At 69.0% G+C, this 18501-nt stretch carries 15 protein-coding genes; 2 read left to right on the top strand and 13 right to left on the bottom strand.

Going from position 1 to position 18501, the window contains the following annotated elements; translation table 11 throughout:
- Nucleotides 1-17 precede the first annotated feature (17 nt).
- The 9 genes from WME96_RS12490 to WME96_RS12530 all read right to left on the bottom strand — a co-directional run bounded on the left by WME96_RS12490 (nucleotide 18) and on the right by WME96_RS12530 (nucleotide 10538).
- Entirely contained in the window at nucleotides 18-1337 is a 1320-nt protein-coding gene (locus WME96_RS12490; RefSeq protein WP_437290364.1) for a beta-ketoacyl-[acyl-carrier-protein] synthase family protein, read from the bottom strand.
- A 47-nt stretch (nucleotides 1338-1384) separates the two neighbouring features.
- Nucleotides 1385-2260, bottom strand: a complete 876-nt coding sequence (locus WME96_RS12495; RefSeq protein WP_437290365.1) for an acyl-ACP desaturase — start codon at nucleotides 2258-2260, stop codon at nucleotides 1385-1387.
- Nucleotides 2257-2508, bottom strand: coding sequence for an acyl carrier protein (locus WME96_RS12500; RefSeq protein ID WP_061617417.1), 252 nt, complete (start codon nucleotides 2506-2508; stop codon nucleotides 2257-2259). The genes WME96_RS12495 and WME96_RS12500 overlap by 4 nt, the downstream gene beginning before the upstream one ends.
- A gap of 3 nt (nucleotides 2509-2511) precedes the next feature.
- The gene (locus WME96_RS12505) at nucleotides 2512-3396 is read right to left on the bottom strand and encodes a class I SAM-dependent methyltransferase (RefSeq protein WP_437290366.1); all 885 of its coding nucleotides are present in this window, start codon (nucleotides 3394-3396) and stop codon (nucleotides 2512-2514) included.
- Nucleotides 3383-5200, bottom strand: a complete 1818-nt coding sequence (locus tag WME96_RS12510; protein WP_437290367.1) for a fatty acyl-AMP ligase — start codon at nucleotides 5198-5200, stop codon at nucleotides 3383-3385. Before WME96_RS12510 ends, WME96_RS12505 begins: the two co-directional genes overlap by 14 nt.
- Before the next feature lie 465 nt (nucleotides 5201-5665).
- The gene (locus WME96_RS12515; RefSeq protein ID WP_437290368.1) at nucleotides 5666-6748 is read right to left on the bottom strand and encodes a DUF4340 domain-containing protein; all 1083 of its coding nucleotides are present in this window, start codon (nucleotides 6746-6748) and stop codon (nucleotides 5666-5668) included.
- Nucleotides 6749-6775: 27 nt separating this feature from the next.
- Nucleotides 6776-8617, bottom strand: a complete 1842-nt coding sequence (locus WME96_RS12520) for a GldG family protein (protein WP_437290369.1) — start codon at nucleotides 8615-8617, stop codon at nucleotides 6776-6778.
- A gap of 8 nt (nucleotides 8618-8625) precedes the next feature.
- Nucleotides 8626-9360 (bottom strand): ABC transporter permease, encoded by a 735-nt coding sequence (locus WME96_RS12525; protein WP_061605784.1) that lies wholly within the window; start codon nucleotides 9358-9360, stop codon nucleotides 8626-8628.
- 5 nt (nucleotides 9361-9365) lie between these two features.
- Nucleotides 9366-10538, bottom strand: coding sequence for an ATP-binding cassette domain-containing protein (locus WME96_RS12530; protein ID WP_437290370.1), 1173 nt, complete (start codon nucleotides 10536-10538; stop codon nucleotides 9366-9368).
- A 367-nt stretch (nucleotides 10539-10905) separates the two neighbouring features.
- Between WME96_RS12530 and WME96_RS12535 the strand changes: the two genes are divergently transcribed.
- Both WME96_RS12535 and WME96_RS12540 read left to right on the top strand, forming a co-directional pair.
- The gene (locus WME96_RS12535; RefSeq protein ID WP_437292310.1) at nucleotides 10906-12153 is read left to right on the top strand and encodes an aspartate kinase; all 1248 of its coding nucleotides are present in this window, start codon (nucleotides 10906-10908) and stop codon (nucleotides 12151-12153) included.
- Between the two features lie 144 nt (nucleotides 12154-12297).
- Nucleotides 12298-13488, top strand: a complete 1191-nt coding sequence (locus WME96_RS12540; protein WP_437290371.1) for a hypothetical protein — start codon at nucleotides 12298-12300, stop codon at nucleotides 13486-13488.
- A gap of 50 nt (nucleotides 13489-13538) precedes the next feature.
- On the opposite strand, the gene WME96_RS12545 is transcribed toward WME96_RS12540, so the two are convergent.
- Genes WME96_RS12545 through WME96_RS12560 form a run of 4 tightly spaced genes read right to left on the bottom strand, consistent with a single transcriptional unit; the run spans nucleotide 13539 to nucleotide 18352 of the window.
- Nucleotides 13539-13931, bottom strand: a complete 393-nt coding sequence (locus WME96_RS12545; RefSeq protein WP_437290372.1) for a DUF4150 domain-containing protein — start codon at nucleotides 13929-13931, stop codon at nucleotides 13539-13541.
- A gap of 22 nt (nucleotides 13932-13953) precedes the next feature.
- Nucleotides 13954-14616, bottom strand: a complete 663-nt coding sequence (locus WME96_RS12550) for a DUF3540 domain-containing protein (protein ID WP_437290373.1) — start codon at nucleotides 14614-14616, stop codon at nucleotides 13954-13956.
- A gap of 18 nt (nucleotides 14617-14634) precedes the next feature.
- Nucleotides 14635-15699: a pentapeptide repeat-containing protein gene (locus WME96_RS12555; protein ID WP_437290374.1), complete on the bottom strand. Its 1065-nt coding sequence runs from the start codon at nucleotides 15697-15699 to the stop codon at nucleotides 14635-14637.
- Nucleotides 15686-18352: a DUF2169 family type VI secretion system accessory protein gene (locus tag WME96_RS12560; RefSeq protein ID WP_437290375.1), complete on the bottom strand. Its 2667-nt coding sequence runs from the start codon at nucleotides 18350-18352 to the stop codon at nucleotides 15686-15688. Before WME96_RS12560 ends, WME96_RS12555 begins: the two co-directional genes overlap by 14 nt.
- Nucleotides 18353-18501 lie beyond the last annotated feature (149 nt).

Genomic DNA, 18501 nt, shown 5'->3' on the forward strand with positions numbered 1-18501 from the left:
GGAGGGCGCCGGGGCGCCTACGCCCGCTCCAGCACGAGCGCGCAGTTGTGCCCGCCGAAGCCCGCCGAGCACTTCACCGCGTACCGCACGTCGACCCCGCGCCGCTCCCGCACGACGTCCAGGGAGCAGCCCGGATCGAGCTCATCCACGTTGATCGACGGGTGCAGGAGCTGATCGCGGAGAGAGCACACGACCGCGATCGTCTCCACGGCGCCAGCGCCGCCGAGCAGGTGCCCCATCATCGACTTGGTCGCCGAGATCGGGATGCGCGCGAGCCGATCGCCGAACACGCGCCGCAGCGCGAGCACCTCCGCGGCGTCGCCCTGCGGCGTCGAGGTCGCGTGCGGGTTGATGTAGCCGATCGCCTCCGGCGCGGCGCCCGCACGCGCGAGGGCGCGCTCCAGCGCGAGCGCGAGCCCGAGCCCGCCGGAGTGCGGGCGCGTGAGGTGCTCCGCGTCCGTGGTCATCCCGAAGCCGGCCACGTAGGCGAGCGGCCTCGCGCCGCGCGCCAGCGCGTGCTGCTCCTCCTCGAGCACGAGCGCGCCCGCGCCCTCGCCCATCACGAAGCCCTGGCGGCGACGGTCGAACGGGCGGCTCGCGCGCGTCGGATCGCCGTCGACCGCGCGGGCGAGCGCCTTCGCGTTGCCGAACCCCGCGACGGTGTTGAGCCGCGTCGCGGCCTCGGCGCCCCCGGCGACCATCACGTCGGCCTCCCCCGCCTCGATCATGAGGGCCGAGGTCGCGATCGAGTGCGTGCCCGTCGCGCACGCGCTCGCGAGGTTGTACGACGGCCCCATGAGCCCGTAGCGCATGGCGATGAGCGCCGCGGCGCCGTTCGGCATGACGCCCGGGATGAAGAAGGGCGACACCGCCCTCGGCCCGCGCGCCGCGCTGCGGGCGACCTGCTCCTCGAAGATCTCGACGGAGCCCATCCCGGTCGACATCAGGCACCCGACGCGGGTGCGATCGAGGCCGCCGGCCGCCGGCGCCGCGAGGGCGGCCGGCGACGTCGCGCCGGCGCTCTCCGCCGCCTCGTCGTCCGCCGCGGGAGCGCGCTGGACCGGCGCGATGCCCGCCTCGCGCAGCGCCTCCACGGCCGCCGCGAGGCTCAGGTGGGTCACCCGGCCGTAGATGCTCGCTTCCTTGGGCGACAGGTACTGCCCCACGTCGAACCCCTTCACGCTGGCGGCGATGTCGCTGCGGAGCTTGTCGACGGGGAAGTCGCGGATGTAGTCCACGCCGGATTTGCCGGCGAGGAGGTTCTGCCAGGTGGTCGCGGCGTCGTTGCCCAGCGGGCAGACGGCGCCGATCCCGGTCACGACGACGCGCCTTCGCATCGGGGTACTCGTTCTTGTGGGTGAGGGGAGGCCAGGGGGAGAGACGTTCAGGCGGAGAGCGCCTGCGGAGCGTCGTTCAGGTTGGGAGCTCCCGCGAGGCCCTCGATCGACGTGTCGCGGCGACGATCCCCGCTGCGGCGCAGGTCGATCGCGGCGCGCTGGGCGGCGAGCATCTCGTGCCGGCCCACCCCGAGGTACTTCAGGATCGGCATGTAGACCTTCTGGATGAACACGTTCCGGTCGATGCCGGCCTCGCGCATCTTCAGGATGCGCGAGTCGTAGTCGGGGACGATCCCGACGCCCGGCATCTCGAAGTTCGCGAACACGTGCGCCATATCCGCGAGCGTCCCCTCGCGGTCCTCCTCGAGCAGCACCTTGATGACGCTCTGGTAGAAGCGGCAGTGGGCGATCTCGTCGCGGGCGATGTAGTCGTAGATCGTCCGCAGGCACTCGTCGTTCTCCGCCGCCGCCCGCTCCCGGTGCTTCACGTAGATGACGAACGTCGCCATCTCCTGAACGCAGCCGTAGAACGTCATCTGCCGCGGCGTGTGGAACGGGAGGTTCCACTGCTTCGTGAAGAGCTGGTGCTGCAGGTCGGTGAGCTGCTCCTCGGTGCGCTTGCCGGAGCGGAGGAGATACTGCATCAGCGTGAGCGAGTGCTTCGACTCCTCGTAGGCCCAGTTCGCCTGGAACCACGCCTGGCCGAAGTAGCTCCGCACGAGGTTGATGCCGTTCGCCACATAGTCGGGCAGGTACATCTCGACCGAGCAGAACGTCTCCGCGCAGAGCGCGAGCTCCTCGCTCGCCTCCTTGTTCACCCGCTCCCAGGGGATGTCCTGGAAGAGGTTCCAGCGGCGCTCGCGCTCCGCCTTCTCGAAGAAGGCCATGTACTCCCGGAAGATCTTCTCCTCCAGCTTGCTCATGCGCTCGCCTCCAGCCGCTCCCCGACCTTCTTGCAGAGGTCGCCCACGGTGATGAGCTCGACCAGATCCTCGTCCGGAATCATGATCCCGAGCTCCGTCTCCATCTCTCCGACGATCTGCATCATCGAGAGCGAGTCGATGCCGAGCTCCGTGATCACCGACGCCGCGGTGACATTGGGGAACTCGCGCTTGTCCACGCGGGCGGCAACCGTCTTGAACATCTCGAGCAGATTGGTCTTGTCCGTCATGGTTCAGTCGATCCTGCGAAGCTCGTATTGAGCGAGGGAGCTGTAGTGCTTGTCGAACGCGTTCACGCACGTCGACAGGTAACGATCGTAGTCATCGAAGACCTTGTCCCCCCACGTCGACCGGATGGTCTTCTCGTTCAGCCTGAGCCGGCGGAGCCACTCCGCGGTGGTGCGCTGGTAGTGCTCCCGCCGGGTGTTCACCTGCATCACCTCCCAGTAGGGGTTCGCCGCCTGGATGATGTCCTCGAGCCGCGGGTTCAAGCCCCCGGGGAAGATCTCCTTGGTGACGAAATAGATGTCCTCGAGGTCCTTCCGCGTGCCGGCGGGGAGCCCGCCCCAGGGCGTCATCCGCGGCGTCCGGTTGCGGAGGATCGTCTGGAGGCCGAACCAGGCGCCCTTGTTCGTGAGCTCCCAGGCCTTCTTGAAGTAAGCCCTGTAGATGTCGATCGCCTTGCCCTGGCGCGCCTCCTCCGGCGAGCACAGGTGATCGATCATGCAGATCGAGATCAGGCTGTCGAACCGCTCGGCCGTCGTGAAGGTCCGGAAGTCGCCGCCGATCACCTCGACGCCCGGGATCTTGCGGGCGTTCACCTCCGCGGCCTGCGCGGTGGACAGGGTGACGCCGACGGCGCGCTTCACGCCGCGCGAGGTGGCCACGTACTCGAGCGCCGCGCCCCAGCCGCAGCCGATGTCGAGGACCTTCTTCTCGGGCGTCACCTTCGCTAAGTCCGACAGGATCCGGAGCTTGTTGAGCTGCGCGGCCTCGAGCGACTGCTCGGGGGACTCGTAAACGGCGCTCGTGTAGTTCATGCGCTCGTCGAGCCACAGCCTGAAGAACTCGTTCGAGACGTCGTAGCTGACCTCGACCTCGGCCTTACTGGATCCCATCGATGACTCCTTCGACACGTGCCGGGGCGCCGCCCGCGCGGCCCCCTTCGGTTCGCGACGTCGCTCCGCTCGCGCGGTCCGCGTCGACATGGGCAGAGGGCACGACGCCCTCGTCGAGCTCCGAGGCGAGCTCGAGCTCGCCGGCCTCGTAGCGACGCTTCATCTCGCGGCGCCGGACCTTGCCGCTCGACGTCTTCGCCAGCGTCCCCCGCTTGATGAGCGCGACCTCGGAGAGCTGGACGCCGAGCTCGGCGCGCACGGCCTGGGTGATCGCCTGCGCCACGCCGGCGACGGTCCGCTTGGCCTCGGCGACGACCACGGCCCGCTCGGCCCCCGAGTCGCCGAGGCACGAGAACGCGACGCAGTGGCCGGCGCGCACGCCCTCCACGGAGGACGCGACGCGCTCGATGTCCTGGGGGAAGTAGTTCTTGCCGCCCAGGATGATGAGGTCCTTCGAGCGGCCGCAGAGGTACACCTCGCCGGCGACGGTATAGCCGAGATCGCCCGTCCGCAGCCAGCCCCCACCGAAGGCGGCCTCCGTCTGCTCCGGCTCGTTGAAGTACCCGGCCGCCACGCTCGGACCGCGCACCCAGATCTCGCCCACCTCGCGCTCGCCGAGCGGCGCCCCGTCCGGCCCGGCGATGATGAGCTCGTGGCAGGGGAGGGGGCGACCGCAGGACACGAGCTCCAGCGAGGCGCCGCCGTTCGCGGGCCGCGCCTTCCCGGCCTGCATCGCCTTCGCGTCCACGCGGTCGGTGGTGAGCGGGGCCTCGAGGTCGCTGAAGGTGATCGCCAGCGTGGCCTCGGCCATGCCGTACGAGGGCAGGATGCTCTGCGGGCGGAGCCCCTGCTTGCCGAAGCGGTCCAGGAACGCGCGCAGCACGTCGGCCTGGATCGGCTCCGCGCCGCACCCGAGCGCGCGCAGGCAGGAGAGATCCCAGCTCCCCGCCTGCGTGTCGGTGACGGCGCGCGTCGCGAGCGCGAAGGCGAAGTTCGGGGCGAAGGTGATCGTGCCGCGGAACCTGTGGATCGCGTCGAGCCAGAGAGAAGGGCGGCGGATGAACGCCGTCGTCGGCAGGAACATCACCGGCACGAGCGCGTAGAGCGGCGCGATGACGAAGCCGATGAGCCCCATGTCGTGGTAGAGGGGCAGCCAGCTCACGCCGCGATCTTCCGGGGTGGACCGCAGCCCGTCGAACATGATCGCGTGGCTGTTCACCGACAGGTTGCGGTGGGTCACCATCACGCCCTTCGGGCGCGAGGTGCTCCCCGACGTGAACTGCAGGAACGCGAGATCGTCGAGCGACACCTGCCAGGGCTCCGACGCGCCCGCGGCGTCGGCGCCGTCGGCCTCGCGCAGGTCGCGCTCGACCACGATCTTCAGCCCTTGCCCGCCGGCCGCCCCGCCGTGGCCGTTCGCGGCGAGGTACGCGTCGATCATCTCCTTGAGCTGCTCGTTGGTGACCAGCACGCGCGCGCCGGACGCCGCGAGGATGTGCTGCACCGTCTCGCTGTACGCCTCGAGCTTCGCCAGCGACTGCGGCGGATACATCGGGACGGCGACGATGCCCGCCGTGAGCGCTCCGACGAAGGTGAGGACGAACTCGTCGGCCTCGGTCAGGATGAGCGCGACGCGGTCACCCTTCCGGAGCCCGAGCTTGCGGAGCGCGTACGCCCTGCGCCGCGCCTCGACCCAGAGCTCGGCGTAGCTGACCGATCGCTCCTCCCCCGAGCTGCGAACGAACGTGACCGCTCGATCGGCGTGCACCGCATTTTGCTGGAGGACTTCGACGAACGTTCGCATGGCTGTGTGTCGTCTCACGCTGACCGGACGTAGGGATCCGTCCCACAGGGACGCCCCGGGCCGGAGTGAGCGCAGCCATAAGCGAAATTCGGGCCAGGGCAAACAGGAAACAATGAAGTCCAGTATTCGAGCCTGATTTCGTGGCGCGGGCTCCCCCTGACGCCGCGCAGGCTCGCCCTGAGTGACGAAAAACCGTGCGCAGAGTGCGTCGAATATTCGTCACATGGCACCCTGGGTGCGAAACGAACTTCGCACGCTCTCGAAGGCGCTTCCCGGCGTCGTGGCGCCGTCTCTGGCGCAGGCGCTGACGCGGGCGGGCTGGCGCCGGCGCGACCGATTACCACGGCTGCCGGGGCGTCGCGTCGGGTTCTCCGCGACGCATCCGTGCCGCGCGGCCCTGGTCCACAAAACGCGAGAGGCGCCGGTCTCCCGGCGCCTCTCGACCCTCATGCGCGATGTCGCCGGCTACTCCATGCCGCCCATGTCCATGTGGCCCGCGGCCTCGTCTTCATGGGCGTCCTCGCCCTTCTTGTCGTCCTTCTTCTCGGTCTTCTCGAACTTCTTCGGCTCCGCGAGGGCCCAGTCCGCCGACCAGGACGAGATCACGTAGATGGTGCCGTCTCCGCCCTCCTTCGTGGCGTAGCGGCTCTGCCCCTTCGCGGTCTTGCCGACGTTGATCGTGAAGTCGCCGCCGTTGTCCTTCAGCTTGATCTTGACGATGCCGCCGTTCGTGGTCGGCGCGTCGAGCCCCGTGTCGGAGGCGGACTTGCCGTCGCCGAAGTCCTCCGCGCCGAGGCCCTGGAAGGCGCGGAGCAGGTCCTTCACCTTGGCCTCGTCGAACTTCTCCCACTTCGCGGAGGCCGCGCCGATCTTGCCGGCCTTGTCGCGCGGCGCGAACGTGCCGGTCCACTTGTCGTCGTTCTTCGAGAAGCTGAACAGCCCGTTCTTGTTCTCGACCGAGGCCTGGATCGCGTTCTCGTCCTCGAACTTGAGGATCGAGTTCTCGCGCCAGTTCTTCGCCTCGCGCGTGTAGAGGTAGCTCGAGTAGCCACCCGCGACGTACACGCCGTCCTTCCCCTCGACGCGCGCCATCTGCCCGCGCGAGCCGCTCTTGCCGAAGTAGACGTCGAGCGCCTTCTCGTCGCCCTTGTAGGCGACCACGTGGACGGCCTTGTCGTCCGTGAGCTCGTACTGCCCGTAGGTGGCGGTCGTCCGGTCGATCGCCTCCTTCAGCTTGAGCTCCTTCAGGTTGTCGAGGATGCTCCGCACGTTCGCCGTGTGCGCCTTGGCGCTCACGGGCTTCGTGACCTCCCACGTGTCGCCCTTCTTCTCGAGCGTCACGTCGGACTTGTCGGCGTTCTTGATCGAGATCTTCGTGATCTTCTCGACCTCGTCCTTCGACACCCCGATGCTCGGCAGATCCGCCGACGCGGCGGTCACCGAGTGCGCCTCGCGCTCCGCTCTCTCTTTCTTCTGCGTGAAGAACACGCCGACGCCGAGGAGCGCGAGGACGACGAGGGCGATGTAGATTTTGTGCTCGGTCTTCATGGCTCTTTCACCCCACGGGGCTCTGGCTCAGTCGAGCGTGATGTTCTCGCGGGCGCTCTCGCGCCGCCGCCACCGGACGAGGCCGAACACGGCGAAGAGGGCCGCCGGCAGGATCGTGAGCGTCCACTGCACGCGCTGCTGCACGGTCTTGCGCTCCGCCCGGTACTCCTCGGCCTTCTTGGCCAGGGTGGCCTCGTCGTCCGTGGCCTCCTGCTTCGGCTTCTCGATGTCCGCGTAGGTCAGGTTGGTCTCGCTGAACATCTTCGCGGTCGCGGCGAGCAGCGTGCTGTCCCCCGCCATCCAGTCGAGCGTGTTCTTGAACGCCAGGATGGTGGCGGTCAGGTACTTCTGCGCGTAGGACTGCGAGAGCATCTGGAGATCCTCGTCGCCGCCCATCCCGCCCATCATCTGCATCTGCGGCGGCATGGGGGGCGGGTTGCCCGAGCGGGCGAACGGGTTCGCGAGGAACTGCGACGCCGAGAGCACGAGGATCCGGCCACGGTCCGCGCTCTCCGCGGGCGCCGCGATGCCGAGCCCCTCCTGGCCGCCGAAGGCGCTCTTGAGCTTGCCCTCGATCGTCACCGCGATCGCGCGCTGCGCGTACTCGCCCTTCGGCTTCCACTCGGCCGAGAACTTCATGTCGATGTTCTCGGACGTGTCGATCGTGGTCTTCGGGGTCGAGCGGGCGACGACCTTCATCGTCGCCTCGGGCTGCTTCTCCGGGTGCGGCACCAGCGTCGACGGGAAGGGGAAGGCGAGCTCGGGCAGGCGGAAGAAGCCGGGGAACGATGAGTCGAGGATCTGCTCGTCCTCGTTGAGGCGGCTGTCCTCCTGGAGCTGGAGGATGCCCGGCGCGCGGAACCACATGAGCTGGCCCGTCTGCGTCTGCACCGGGATGGCCATCGAGCGGCTCCAGTCGAGGATCGCCTCCTTCTTCATCTCGACGCCGTAGCCGTCGAGCAGCTTCTCGAGGCCCCAGGTGTTGAGCGTCGCCTTCATCGACGGGTCGGACGCCTTGAGGTTCACCGCGCCGGCGAACACGGCGAGCGCCTTGTTGCCGAGCATCAGGAACTGGTCGATGCGGCGCAGCTCTTTCTCGGTGAACTCCTTGCCCGGCTGCGTGATGACGAGGCCGGCGAGCTCCTTGTTGATCTCGCTGTCGCCGCCCTTCAGGTCGACGTCCTCGAACTTGTAGAACGGGAAGTGGTGCTCGAGCAGCGCGCGCATCGACGGGCCGCCGCGGCCGCCCTGCGCGGCGACGAGGTTCGCGTCGCTGAGCTTGATCTCGTCCTTGCCGGTCACGATCCCGATCTTGGTGTCGATGCCGTCCGCCTTGTCGCGGATCTCACGGATGGTGTTCGTGATCCAGAACTCGAGGCCCTGCGCCTGGTCGGGCGAGAGCATCGGGATCGCCTCCTTCTCGCTGCCGTACTTGAAGGCGATGCCCATGAACCCGCGGGTGATCGTGGCCTGGTCCTGGCCGGTCTCGCTCCCCTCGCCGAACGCGGCCTCCTGGAGGCCCGCCTCCTTCGCGGCGGCGCGCTGCTCGTCCGTCTTGGCCTCGATGATCGCGTAGCGGAGCTTGCCGTTCGAGGCCTGCTCGTACTCGTTCATCAGGTCGGTGAGGTCCTGGATGAACGCCTCGTGCTTCGGGAGCCCCCGGGTGACGTAGACGTCGATCTGGAGATCCTGCTTCAGCCCCTCGCGGACGAGGTGCGCCGAGCCCTTCGAGAGGGTGAACCTCTCGTTCTTCGTCATGTCGATGCGCTTGTAGGCGCTCAGCGAGATGACGTTGGCCACCACGAGGATTGCGGCCACGATGGCCAGGTAGACGCCTGTTTGCGTCGCGGCTTTGACTTTCCGTTCCATGGTAGTCCTTACGCCCACTTCCTGCGCTCGAGCGCCCTGAACGAGGCCATGAGGCAGCCTGCGGTGACCGAGAGGAAGAAGACGATGTCTCGAGTGGACACCATGCCGCGCGCGAACGGCGCGAGGCGGGTGTCGAAGCTGATGAAGGAGAGGACGTCGCGGATGAACGACGGGGCGTAGTCAGAGAAGTTGTCCACGCCGTGCAGGAACGCGAGCACCAGGAAGGTGATGAAGAACGCGATCACCTGGCTGTCGGTCAGCGACGAGATGAGCAGGCCGATCGAGACAGCCGCCGCGCTGTAGAGCACGAGGCCGATGTAGCCCGAGGCCACGGGCCCGGTGTCGAGCGCGCCGAGGTGCCAGGGCCACGAGAACATCAGGATCGGGTAGAGGATCGTCGAGAAGACGAGCACGAGAACGAGCCCCCACGCGCCGAGGAACTTGCCGAGGACGACCTCGTGGTCCTGCACGGGGAGGGTGATCAGCATCTCGAGCGTGCCGCTGCGCTTCTCCTCGGCGAGGAGGCGCATCGTGATGACGGGCACGATGAGGAAGGAGAGCCCTACCGGCGCCCACGTGAAGAGCTGCACCAGCGAGGCGCGGTCCGCCTGCCAGAAGCCGCCGTTCATGAAGAAGAAGATGACGCCGAGCGCGATCAGCCCGAAGCAGATCACGACATAGGCCAGGGGGGAATCGAAGTTGGAGCGGAACTCCCGCTTCGCGATGGTCAGGGTGGTGCTCATACCGTTCAGCCCTTCTTCTTGGCCGGCGCTTCGTCCTCCGCGCCTTCCTCGTCGTCGCCGTCGTCGTCCTTCGCGGCCTCGTCGGCGGCGCTGTCCTCGTCGTCGTCTTCTTCCTCGTCGTCGGCCGCGGCGCTCGCCTCGTCCTCGTCCTCGTCGTCGGTGATCAGCTTGCGGCCGCGGTCCTTGCGCTCGTCGCCGCGCGTGAGCGACTTGAAGACGTCCTCGAGGCTCTGCGAGTCGCGGCGCATCTCGAGGAGGAGCCAGCCCTTCTGCACGATGAGCTGGAAGAGCTCGGGCCGGATGTCCCCGCCGAGCGCGCCGAGGAGCTGGAAGCTGTGGGCGCTGTCGTCGGTCGGCAGCTCGGTGACGCTGGTGACGCCGGGCAGCCTGGAGAGCGCCTCCTGGACCTCCTGGGCGGTCGGGGGCTTGCGGGCGCCGGCCCCACCGCCCTCGAAGACCCTCTTCTCGTGGACGGTGACGACGTACCGGACCTTGCCGCTCTTGGCGCGGATCTCGTCGAGGGGGCCGTCGGCGACGACGCGCCCCTTGGAGACGATGATGGCGCGGGCGCAGGCGGCCTCGACCTCGGAGAGGTTGTGGGTGGAGAGCAGGATCGTCCGCTCCTTGCCGATCTCCTTGATGTAACGGATGACCTCCGCCTTCTCGTTCGGGTCGAGATCGCTCGTCGGCTCGTCGAGGATGAGGATCGGCGGGTCGTGGACGAGCGCCTGCCCGAGGCCGACGCGCTGGCGGTAGCCGTGGGAGAGGGTGCCGATGTCCTTGCCGAGCACCTGGGCCAGGCCGCACACCTCGACGATCCCCTTCATCCGCTTCTTGAACACCGACTGATCGAGCCCGCGCATGTCGGCGACGAAGGAGAGGTATTCCCAGACGTTCATCTCGCCGTAAAGCGGGGCGCGCTGGGGCAGGTACCCGAGCTTGCGGCGCACATCGAGCGGCTCGTCGAAGACGTCGTACCCATGTACCCGCGCCGTCCCGGCCGAAGCCGAGATGAAGCAGGTGAGGATGCGCATCGTCGTCGACTTGCCGGCCCCGTTCGGTCCGAGGAAGCCGACGACCTCGCCGCGATGGACCTCGAAGCTCACCTTGTCGAGCGCGCGCAGCGACCCATAGCGCTTGGTCAGCGAGCTCGCCTCGATCATCACATCGCTAGCCAAAATGACCTCCTTCGATGGTTCCTTGGACGCGGAGCGACCTGCCCCGCGGTTCGCCTTCGCGATCCCCCGCCCTGACCGACGGGCGCGCCGTCGGGGCGCCCTGGATCGCCCATTACCCAGGCGAAAGGCGGCGCCATCGTAGCGACGGGGGGATCTCTGTCAACAGCGCCGACCCGAAGCGGCGGGGTCCGGGGGTTTATTCCCGGCGATCGGGCCTGCGCTGGGCGTGGAATGTTCGGGCTATCCCAGGTTCGACCCGGGAGGAGGGGATGGTTCTTCCGCGACATGCTGTGTTCGTCTGTCCGCGGTGATGTCGAAAATCCTCTTGACCCGGGCGTCCACGTTGGACTAGTTGGCCACACCTCGCGTGAGCCTCATCGTCCAGAAGTTCGGCGGCACGTCCGTCGGGTCCATCGAGCGCATCCAGCGGGCGGCCGCGCGTGCGCTTGAAACACAGCGGGCCGGTCATGACGTCGTGGTCATCGTGAGCGCGATGGCCGGCGAGACGAACCGGCTGCTCAAGCTGGCGTCGGACATCGCGCCCGTGCCTGACGCGCGGGAGATGGACGCGCTGGCGGCGACCGGCGAGCAGGTCTCGGCGGCGCTGATGGCCATCGCGATCCAGGCGCAGGGCGGCAAGGCGCGGAGCTTCCTTGGCCACCAGCTCAAGATCCTGACGGACAGCGCTTATACCAAGGCGCGGATCAAAGCGATCGACGCGCAGCGGCTGCACGAGGCGCTCTCCGGCGGGAAGATCGCGGTCGTCGCCGGCTTTCAGGGCGTGGACGACGCCGGGAACATCACGACCCTCGGACGCGGCGGCAGCGACACGAGCGCGGTCGCGATCGCGGCGGCGGTGGGCGCCGAGTGCGAGATCTACACGGACGTCGACGGCGTTTACACGACGGACCCGAACATCTGCAAGACGGCGCGGAAGATCGAGCGGATCAGCTACGAAGAGATGCTGGAGCTCGCGTCGCTGGGCGCGAAGGTCCTTCAGATACGGAGCGTGGAGGTTGCGATGAAGTATGGTGTCCCGGTGCACGTGCGGTCGTCGTTCTCTGACGTGCCGGGCACGTGGGTCGTCGGCGAGGACAAGTCGCTTGAGAGCGTGACGGTGACGGGCGTCGCCCTGGACCGGAACGAGGCGCGGGTGATGCTGGTCGGCGTCAACGACAAGCCGGGCGTGGTGGCGCAGATCTTCGGCGCGCTGGCCGAGGAGAACATCAGCGTCGACATGATCATCCAGAACGCGCCGAGCTACGGCCAGGAGGCGCGCGGCGCGTCCGGCGAGGTGAAGGCGGACGTGACGTTCACGGTCGGCAAGGCGGATCTCCCGCGGGCGAAGCTCGTGATGGAGAAGATCGCCGGCGGCGTGGGCGCGGTGGGCATCCGGTACGAGGAGGACATCGTGAAGGTGTCGATCGTCGGCCTCGGGATGCGCACGCACGCGGGCGTGGCGGCGCGGATGTTCCAGCTCCTCGCGGCGGAGGCGATCAACATCCAGGCGATTTCCACCAGCGAGATCAAGATCTCGTGCCTGGTCTCGACGAAGTACGCTGAGCTCGCCGTGCGCGCGTTGCACGATGGCTTCGGGCTCGGCGGCAAAGCGTAACGAAACCTGTGCTACCGTCGTAATGCGCTCGCTGTGAGCGGCCGCCGACATTGTCGGGAAGGCTGCTCGCAGCGCGTTGCGTTATGGCGTCGCGATCGCTCCTGAGGAGCGCACGGCGTCGCTTCTGTCGTCGTGGAGGGTCGCATGCGTAGCAGGGATGTTGGGCTGCTGGGGCTGGGCGTGCTCTGCGCCGTTGCGGTTTCCGTCGGCGCTGGCGGCTGCCAGCCCGAGGGGAACACCAGGCCGCCGGGGTGGTCGGGAGAGCCGGGACGGACCACCGGCGAGGGCGGCAGCGGGGCGGAGACGGCGAGCTCGGGAGAGGGCGGCCGCCGGGGCGACGAGGGCCCGGGGGCGACGGCGGCGACGGGGAGCGCTGGCGGGGGCGGGGGCGGGACGGAGGATCCGCCGGCGGCGCGGGTGGCGACGATCGAGGAGATCACCACGGGGGTCGTTGCGAGGGATACGGTCGTCGAGCTGAAGGGCGTCGTGGCGATGAGCCAGAAGTTCTTCATCGACGATACGCGGTCCGGGGCCTGTCTTTGGGGAGTATTCCTGTCCAGCCCCAACCTCACCGAGACCGCGGCCAATTCGGGCATCCTGGCCGTGTCCCGGAGCGAAGCCTCGACCGATGAGAACGGCGACGTCGTCTGCCCGAGCCTGGAGAACGCCTCGGCGGGCGATCCTTTCCCGGACGACGTCGCGCCGGGGGACGTGCTCGATCTTGTCGGCGAGACGACGTTCTTCAGCTCTTCGTCCTGCAGCGATGCGTGCGGCGATCTGGACTGCAACGACGAGAGCGACCCGCCCGAGACGGCGGATACCTGTCGACAGGACTGCGGCGAGAGCCCTGAGCTCATCGCCCAGAGCGCTGTCGGGCAGTTCCAGGTCGAGTGGATCAAGAGCGTGACGCGGACCGGCCATGTGGAACCCCCGAAGCCCCACGTGCTCACGGCCGACGAGGTGATGAAGCTCAGCTCGCCCACCGCGACGGAGTTCTTCCACGCGTGGGGAGGCGTGAAGGTCCGGCTGGAGGGCGCGCTCACCCCGGTCCTGCGTGCCAACGCGATGGGTGACGATGTCGTCGTTGGATCCTACGGGAACATCCACCTCGAGGGGGGTCCCGTGCAGGTTGGAGATAAGATCTACTACATCGGCGGCGCGCAGAGCGCCTGTTACAAGGGGCCGATCTACTCGGATGTGAACGTCGTGTTCAATCGAGTCGATGGGTTCCTTTACAACAACTTCTGTATCTGGAGCTTGCAGCCGGCGAACAAGTGCACCGACATCGATCCTCCGAGCGAGGATTGTGTCACGGATGCGCTGATGTGCCCCTGACGCGATCATGCCGCGTCTCGGTGCGTCTCTCTGGGTGCTGAGCCGACCCCTCACGGCGCCAGCATCAGCACCTTCACCTGGCTCGGCGCGACGCGCATCCCCGGGCAGTTCGTGCTGTTCTGGAGCGACATGCTCGTCAGCCTGCTCGCCGGCATCCCGCGGATCAGCACCGTGAAGGCCCCGGTCAGGTGGCGGCTCGGCCCCATGACCGTGCCCGACGCGACCCCCATCGCGACGCCGGCGTTGTCCCCGTTCGTCAGCGGGATCGTCGTGGCCAGGTTGTGCGCCGGCGCGGCCATGAAGAGCACGTTGTACACCGCGGGCACGCCCATCGGCCCGGCGGCGATGTTCGGATAGGGCACGGGCACCGGCGCGGGCGAGGGCGTCAAGCACACGTCCGGAAGCCCCATGTCGATGCCCATCATCTGCGAATTGGCAAACATCGAATCTGCTCTCCCGCTCTGCTCAGCCGAGGTGGATCTGCGCGCCGTCGAGCTTGACCAGCTCCTCGGCCGTCACGAGCGTGTTCTCGCCGCGCAGGCTCATGTTCTTCTTCGCCACGTAGTCGACGCGCTCCGCGCGGAGCTGCTCGAACTCCTCGACGAAGCGGTACGCCCGCTTCACACGCTCCACCACGCGCTCGACCGAGGCGTCGAACGCCGCCGCCTTCACCTTGGCCTTCTCGATCTCGACCTGCACCGCCGTCCCGAGATACGAAAGGCTCTCCACGAAGAGGCTGCCCAGGCGCGCGTTGATCTTCACCTCGCCGGCGACCACCCCGACCTCCTTGGCGGACGCGAACGTCATGCCCTCGGCGGCGCCGAGGACGAATCGCCCGCCGGGCAGCTTCACGTGCAGATCCCCCTCCAGCACCACGCTGACGTCGCTCCCCTGGCGCTCCAGCACGGCGAGGATGTAAGCGCCGCGCCCGGGCAGCACCGAGACGAGCACCACGTCGTCCGTCTCGGGCTCGACCATGCAGCTCACGGCGCGGCGCGCCTCGATCTCGGCAGCGCCGGAGGCCACCACGAACGCGCCGTCCGCCGCGCGCACCACGCGCCCGACCTCCTGGCAGGCGGCCTCGGGCTCGATCTGCCTCGCAACCTTCCTCGCAACGTTGTTTCGCATCATGCCTCCCGCGCCGGCTCAGCCGGCCTTGCCTCGAAACCTGTCCTGCCACGTCTCCGCCTCGGCGAGCCGCTCGTCATCGCCCAGCGCGAGCGCGCGGCTCGTGAAGACGGCGCGCTCGTCGCGGGTCCGGTGAAAACGCGCCCGGAAGAGCGTGGCGCCCGTGAAATCCGCCTCCCGGACGTCCGCATGCGAGAAGTCGGCGTACGTGAGCTCCGCGCCAGGGAAGCGGGCGCGCTCGCAGCGCGCGCGGTGCCAGATGCTCTGATCCAGCGTCGCCCTCGACAGATCGGAGCCCGCGAGCTCGGCGTCGACGAAGATGGCCTGCCTGAGCAGCGCGCCGCGCAGGCTCGCGTCCGTCAGGTTGGCCTCGACGAAGATCGCGTTGGCCGCCTTGACCTCGTCGAGCCGAGCGCCGCTGAGGTTCGCGCCCTTGAAGCCGCATTGCGTGAGGTTCGCGCCGGTCAGGTTCGCCCCGGTGAGATCCGCCTCGGTGAACTGGCTCAGGGTGAAGTCGAGCCCCGAGAGGTCCATCCCCGCGAACCGGCCGCCGATGAACACGACGCTCTGGCAGCGCGCCCCGACCAGCCCGACCGTCGTCATGTCCGCCTTGATCAGGTGCGTGAACTCCAGCCGAGCGCCCGAGAGATCGAGGTGCGTGACGTCCGCGTCGACGAGCACGGTGCGATCCAGGCTCGCGCGCGCGAGACTCGCGCCTGCAAAGCGAGCGTTCGCGAACGCGGCGATGATCAGATCCGCCTCCGAGAGATCGGCGAACGACAGATCGGACTCGGCGACCTGCGCCGCGGCCCAGGTGCTGCGCGCCAGCTTCGCCCGGGCGAGCACGCACCGGTGCATCGCCACGTGGTGCAGGTTGGCGCCGGTCAGGTCAGCCTCGGTGAAGTCGCAGGCGGTGAGGATCGACTCCTTGAACGAGGCGCCCGCGAGCCGGGCCCCCTTGAAGCTCACCTGCTCGAAGAGCCCGCCGGAGAGATCGGCGCCGCCGAGGTCCTCCCCGTCGATGCAGGCGCCCGCGATCGTCTCGCCGCCCTGGATCATCGCGATGAGCTCAGCCCTGTCCACGCGACCTCCGCGGCACGAACCGCACCTCGTCCATGTTCGCCTCGTCGAAGCGCGTCCGCTCGTCGCCGAACACCTTCGCGAGATCGGCGCGGAACAGGTTGGCCCTGGTGAAATCGGCGCCCATGAGCCTCGCCTTCTGGAGGACGCCCAGCATCAGATCGGCGCCGGTCAGATCGGCGTCCGACAGGTCGGCGCGGATGAACCGCGCCTCCCTCGCCGCGATCCAGGCCATCCGGGCGCCGCGCAGGTCGCAGTCGCCGAGATCGCTGCCGTTCATCCGCGCCTCGGTGAAGTCGACGCCGGAGAGGCTCGCCCCCCGGAGGTTCGCGCCGTCGAGCGTGGCGCCGCGGAAGTCGGCGCCGTCGAACGCGCACTCCTTGACCATGCGCAGGTTCTCCGCCTGCGCGCCGCGGAACACCGCGCCTCGTCCCTCCGAGGAGAAGAAGGCGGTCGAGATCAGCCGCGCGCCCGAGAGATCGACGCCCGCGAGATTGCACTCGATGAAGGTGGACCTGGAGAGATCTGCGCCCGCGAGCCTCGACCCCGCGAAGTCGACCCGGAGCAGCGTGAGGAGCTGCGCCAGGGCATCGGAGAGGTCGTTGTCGCGCAGCGTGGCCTCGGAGAGATCCGCCAGGGTGAGCTCCGCGCCGCGAAACGACGCTCCCGAGAGGTCCGCCTGGTAGAGCACCGCGCCGGACAGGTCGGCGCCGGAGAGGTCGGCGCCCCCGAGCTTCGCCAGCCCCAGGTTCGCGTCTTCGAGCTTCGCGCCCCGGAGCGCGGCGCCGCAGAGGTCGGCGTGGGCGAGGACGGCCCGCTCGAGGTTGGCCTCCTGGAGGTCGGCGCCCGCGAGGCTCGCGCCCTCGAGCAGCGCGCCGGTGAGGATCGCGCCGCGGAGATCGAGGCCGGAGAGATCCGCGCCGGTCAGGTCGCGTCTGGCGAGCGAGCGCCCAGCGCGGTGCGCCTCGATCACCTCGTCGCGCAGGCGTCGCGCGGCCTCGCCGACGAGCCTGCCGGCCGCGGGGCCGAAGTGCGCTGTCTGCCGGTACCCCTCCAGCACCTGCGCCTCCATCTGCGCGAGCCGCTCATCCAGCGCCGGATCCGCGAGCGTCGCCTCGAGCTCGGCGTTCGGGTAACCGGCGTTCGCGAGCAGCGTCGCGAGATCCTCGAGCCGCTCGCGCTCGGCCTTCGCCGAGAACCTCGGTGGACCGGCGGCCTGCTTCATCGCCTCTTCCTGGAGCGCGTCGTAATCCATCCCGGCCGCCGCGTACGCCGCGCGCGCCTCGGCTTCGGCCCTGGCCCGGCGGTCCTCCGCCTCGGCCCGCTCTCGCTCCGCGCGCGCCTCCAGCGCCTCGACGAAGGGTCCCAGGTCCTCGATGTCGGGGAGCGCTTCCTCGACGGCGGGCTCCTCGGCCTGATCGAGGCCGAACTGCGCCGGGTCGAGCCCGAGCTCCGCGACCGTCGCGCGCGCCTGCCGGCGGTTCGCCTCCGCCCTGCGCCGCGCGCCGCCCTGCATGTTCTTCCGGAGGAGATCGTCGCTCTCCAGGAGCCGCTCGACATCGGACCTGTCGCGCGGCGGCCGCGCGCCCGAGGGGAGCGGCGGCAGGAGATCGCTCTCGCGCAGCGCGGCCAGGTGCCCTGCTTTCGGGTCGAGCCGCCGCGCCAGCACGTCGCGGTAGTGCTCCATCGGCCTGGGCTCGCCGAGCGTCTCCGCGCCGATCACGATGTGCAGCACGTCGGCCGCGTCGTCCTCGTCGACGAGCGCGATGCCCCGGAAGAGGAGGACCCCGCGCTCGGCGTGCGGAAAGAGGTGCACTGTCTCGAGGCGCATCGGCACCTCGCTGAAGCTCTCGCCGTCTCCGTCCTTCCGGTTGATGAAGGCGCGCGTCGCGATCCCCGGCAAAGCCGCCTCGATCACGGGCCTCTCCGGGTGCATGTTCTCCAGCACCATCGGCTCGTCGCCGCGGAAGAACCCCTGGATCTGCTGGTCTTCGGGAGCAGCGTTGAACACGCCGAGATCCGTGTCCTCGGCGAAGCCCGGGAACCGTTCCTTGAGCCATTTCTGGTCGTAGGTGCCGATCCTGGCGAAGCGCTGCGGCCACATGATGTCGATCGGCCCGAAGCCCGCCGGCGCAGGCTGATCGGTCGGCGACGTGATCAGCGTCCCCGGCAGCTCGATGTTCGGGAGCGGGTGGAGCTCTCCCGTGTCGGTCTCCACCGGCTGCGCGCCCTTGCCGACGGGGTTCATCGCGAACCCCGGCCCGCCGAAGGCGCGCTCCCAGACGATCGGCATCTCGGTGAACGGCTCAGGGTCGGTGGGCGCGCCGCGCCGCCAGGTCCGGTCGCCGATGGCGTAGAGCGTCTTGTCCACCGCGCCGAGCCGCGCCCGCACCGCGCACGCCGGCGCCCGCCCCCCACGAGGGTAAGCCCGCCCGGAGATCAGGAGCTCTCCCCTGGGCTTGGGCATCCCCATGTCGAGCACGGCGTCCTTGCCGAGCTCGGCCGCGGTGAACTTCCAGAGATCGATCTCCGAGAGGAGGGCTGCCGGCGGACCAAGCGAGAAGAAGGCGAGGATCGTGACCGATAGATAGCAGTCGCTGCCGTCCTCGAAGACCCGGTGGAGGAGGCCGAGCTTCTGGGGTTTGATCGTCTTCATGAGGAAGGGTGGCGCGCCGCCGGAGAGCAGGCCCGCGGCCTCGGCGCCGAGGGGATGCGAGGCCGCCGGGCTGGCTGTGGATCGTGGTTGCTGGGGGCCGCGCCGCGGCGCCACTGTCATCGAGCCGCTCGCATCCGTCAATGCGGTGG

The organism is Sorangium sp. So ce406 (assembly GCF_051474675.1).
In the GTDB taxonomy this organism is placed as follows: Bacteria; Myxococcota_A; Polyangia; order Polyangiales; family Polyangiaceae; genus Sorangium; species Sorangium cellulosum_G.

Bases quoted from the DNA above. Each gene is read 5' to 3' on its own strand.
- WME96_RS12490 (WP_437290364.1), bottom strand. From the start codon at position 1,337: ATGCGAAGGCGCGTCGTCGTGACCGGGATCGGCGCCGTCTGCCCGCTG.
- WME96_RS12495 (WP_437290365.1), bottom strand. From the start codon at position 2,260: ATGAGCAAGCTGGAGGAGAAGATCTTCCGGGAGTACATGGCCTTCTTC.
- WME96_RS12500 (WP_061617417.1), bottom strand. From the start codon at position 2,508: ATGACGGACAAGACCAATCTGCTCGAGATGTTCAAGACGGTTGCCGCC.
- WME96_RS12505 (WP_437290366.1), bottom strand. From the start codon at position 3,396: ATGGGATCCAGTAAGGCCGAGGTCGAGGTCAGCTACGACGTCTCGAAC.
- WME96_RS12510 (WP_437290367.1), bottom strand. From the start codon at position 5,200: ATGCGAACGTTCGTCGAAGTCCTCCAGCAAAATGCGGTGCACGCCGAT.
- WME96_RS12515 (WP_437290368.1), bottom strand. From the start codon at position 6,748: ATGAAGACCGAGCACAAAATCTACATCGCCCTCGTCGTCCTCGCGCTC.
- WME96_RS12520 (WP_437290369.1), bottom strand. From the start codon at position 8,617: ATGGAACGGAAAGTCAAAGCCGCGACGCAAACAGGCGTCTACCTGGCC.
- WME96_RS12525 (WP_061605784.1), bottom strand. From the start codon at position 9,360: ATGAGCACCACCCTGACCATCGCGAAGCGGGAGTTCCGCTCCAACTTC.
- WME96_RS12540 (WP_437290371.1), top strand. From the start codon at position 12,298: ATGCGTAGCAGGGATGTTGGGCTGCTGGGGCTGGGCGTGCTCTGCGCC.
- WME96_RS12545 (WP_437290372.1), bottom strand. From the start codon at position 13,931: ATGTTTGCCAATTCGCAGATGATGGGCATCGACATGGGGCTTCCGGAC.
- WME96_RS12550 (WP_437290373.1), bottom strand. From the start codon at position 14,616: ATGCGAAACAACGTTGCGAGGAAGGTTGCGAGGCAGATCGAGCCCGAG.
- WME96_RS12560 (WP_437290375.1), bottom strand. From the start codon at position 18,352: ATGAAGACGATCAAACCCCAGAAGCTCGGCCTCCTCCACCGGGTCTTC.